Origin of the sequence: Streptomyces graminilatus (assembly GCF_001418565.1) — a bacterium.
Lineage (GTDB): Bacteria > Actinomycetota > Actinomycetes > Streptomycetales > Streptomycetaceae > Streptomyces > Streptomyces graminilatus.
In genome coordinates this window covers 1-2,102 of sequence record NZ_LIQQ01000723.1, presented here as the reverse complement: position 1 = coordinate 2,102, position 2,102 = coordinate 1, and the positions used below count along the sequence as shown (strand labels likewise).

Genomic DNA, 2,102 nt, shown 5'->3' with positions numbered 1-2,102 from the left:
CCCCATTCGCCCCCAACCCCGTTTCGGATGAACCGAGTTCGTCAGCAGCACCACGAATGTGTCGGTGGCCCGGTCCAGGACGAGGGACGTGCCCGTGAAACCGGTGTGGCCCGCTGCTCCCCGCCCCGCCAACTCCCCCATGAACCAGGGCTGGTCGATTGCGAAGCCCAGGCCCGGTGGGGTCAGGAGCAGGTTCACGTGGTGCTCGCCGAGGATGCGGGCCGGGCCGTAGGCGCCGCCCGACAGGAGGCAGCGGCTGAAGACCGCGAGGTCGCGGGCGGTAGAGAAGAGGCCCGCGTGGCCCGCGACCCCGCCCAGGGCCCACGCGTTCTCGTCGTGGACCTCGCCCCGCAGCATCCCCCGCTCCGCCTTGGCCCACGGTCTGCGCTGGTCCTCGGTCGCCGCCGCGTCGGGGCAGGGGCCGAAGCCGGTCGACGTCATGCCGAGGGGGCGGGTGATGCCCTCGTGGATCAGGATGTCCAGGGTGCGGCCCGTGACGCGCTCCAGGACGTACTGGAGGAGCAGCATGTTCAGGTCGGAGTATGTGTACGTGCCTGGCGGGGACGACGGGGGCTCCGATCGCAGCAACGCCACGCGGGCCGCGTCGTCCGGGCAGTCGTACAGCGGGAGTTCGGGGCGCAGGCCCGAGGTGTGGGTGAGCAACTGTCGTATGGTGATGCGGTGTTGGGCCGCTCCCGTGAAGTCCGGTAGATACGCGCCCACTTGGGCTTCCAGGCCCAGGGTGCCGCGCTCCATCTGCTGCACCGCGGCCACCGCCGTGAAGAGCTTCGTGAGGGAGGCGAGGTCGAAGGGGGTGCCGACGGTGGCCCGGACCCTGGCCTCCCTGGGGAGTTCCACTCCGGTGTCCGTGCGCTCGTCGTACGACGCGTACCGCACCGCCCAGCCCGCCGCCGCCTCCACCGCGATCACCGGGCCGCGCCCGACGGTCACGACCGCGGCCGGGGCCCCGGGGCGCTCGCCGGTGGTGAGGGCGCGTACCTCTCGTACGAGGTGACGCATCTCCCCGGGGTCGAGGCCGGCCCGCTCCGGTGTGTCGACGCGCAGTTTCGGTACGGCGCTCAGCTCGCCGCTCCCTCCGGTGCTTCCAGGGTCGTACGTCCGTTCCACGGGCGGCACAGTCCCACGAAGCAGCCGACCGCAACCAGTGCCGCCGCCAGTTGGACGACCGCCATCGGGACGGCGGTCTCCTCGCCGGCGATGCCCACCAGCGGGGAGGCGACCGCGCCGATGAGGAAGGACGTGGTGCCGAGGAGGGCGGACGCGGCACCCGCCGAGTGGCGTGTCCGCATCAGGGCGAGGGCTTGCGTGTTCGGCATCGCCAGGCCCATCGCCGACATCAGCACGAAGAGCGCGATCGCCACCGGGACCAGGCCCGCCTTGCCGAACACCCCCGTCGCCATCAGCAGCAGCGCGACCGCCGAGACGGTGACGACCGCCAGGCCCACCGCCAGCACCTTGTCCAGCGACACCCGGCCGACCAGCACCTTGCCGTTGATCTGGCCGACGATCACCAGCCCCACCGAGTTGACGCCGAACAGCACGCTGAACGTCTGCGGGGAGGCGCCGTAGATCTCCTGGATCACGAAGGGGGACGCGGCGATGTACGCGAAGAGAGCCGCGAAGGCGAAGCCGCCCGCGAGGACGTACCCGGTGAAGACCCGGTCGGCGACGAGGGCGCGCATGGAGCGCAGGGCCTCGCCGACTCCGCCGCCGTGCCGGTCGGCCGGGTCGAGGGTCTCGGGGAGGCGGAACCAGACCAGCGCCGCGAGCGCGATCCCGATCACCGTGAGGACGGCGAACACGCCCCGCCAGTCCGTCACGCGCAGGACCTGGCCGCCGATGAGCGGCGCGACGATCGGCGCGACGCCCGAGATCAGCATCAGGGTGGAGAAGAAGCGGGCCATGGCCACACCGTCGTACAGATCCCGTACGACCGCCCGCGCGATGACTATCCCCGCCGAGCCCGCCAGGCCCTGGACCAGCCGGAAGCCGACCAGGAACTCCAGGCTGGGCGCGAGGCCGCACAGGACGGTGGCCACGACGTACACCGCCAGGCCCGCGAGCAGCGGGCGGCGGCGGCC

At 72.3% G+C, this 2,102-nt stretch carries 2 protein-coding genes; both read right to left on the bottom strand.

Features of this window, described 5'->3' with window-relative positions; translation table 11 throughout:
- Positions 1-1,128, bottom strand: a 1,128-nt coding sequence (locus AOK08_RS40605; protein WP_107101175.1) for a serine hydrolase domain-containing protein, incomplete at its 3' end; no start/stop codon positions are given.
- Positions 1,080-2,102, bottom strand: a 1,023-nt coding sequence (locus AOK08_RS40600) for a multidrug effflux MFS transporter (protein ID WP_055535413.1), incomplete at its 5' end; no start/stop codon positions are given. The genes AOK08_RS40600 and AOK08_RS40605, both read right to left, overlap by 49 nt.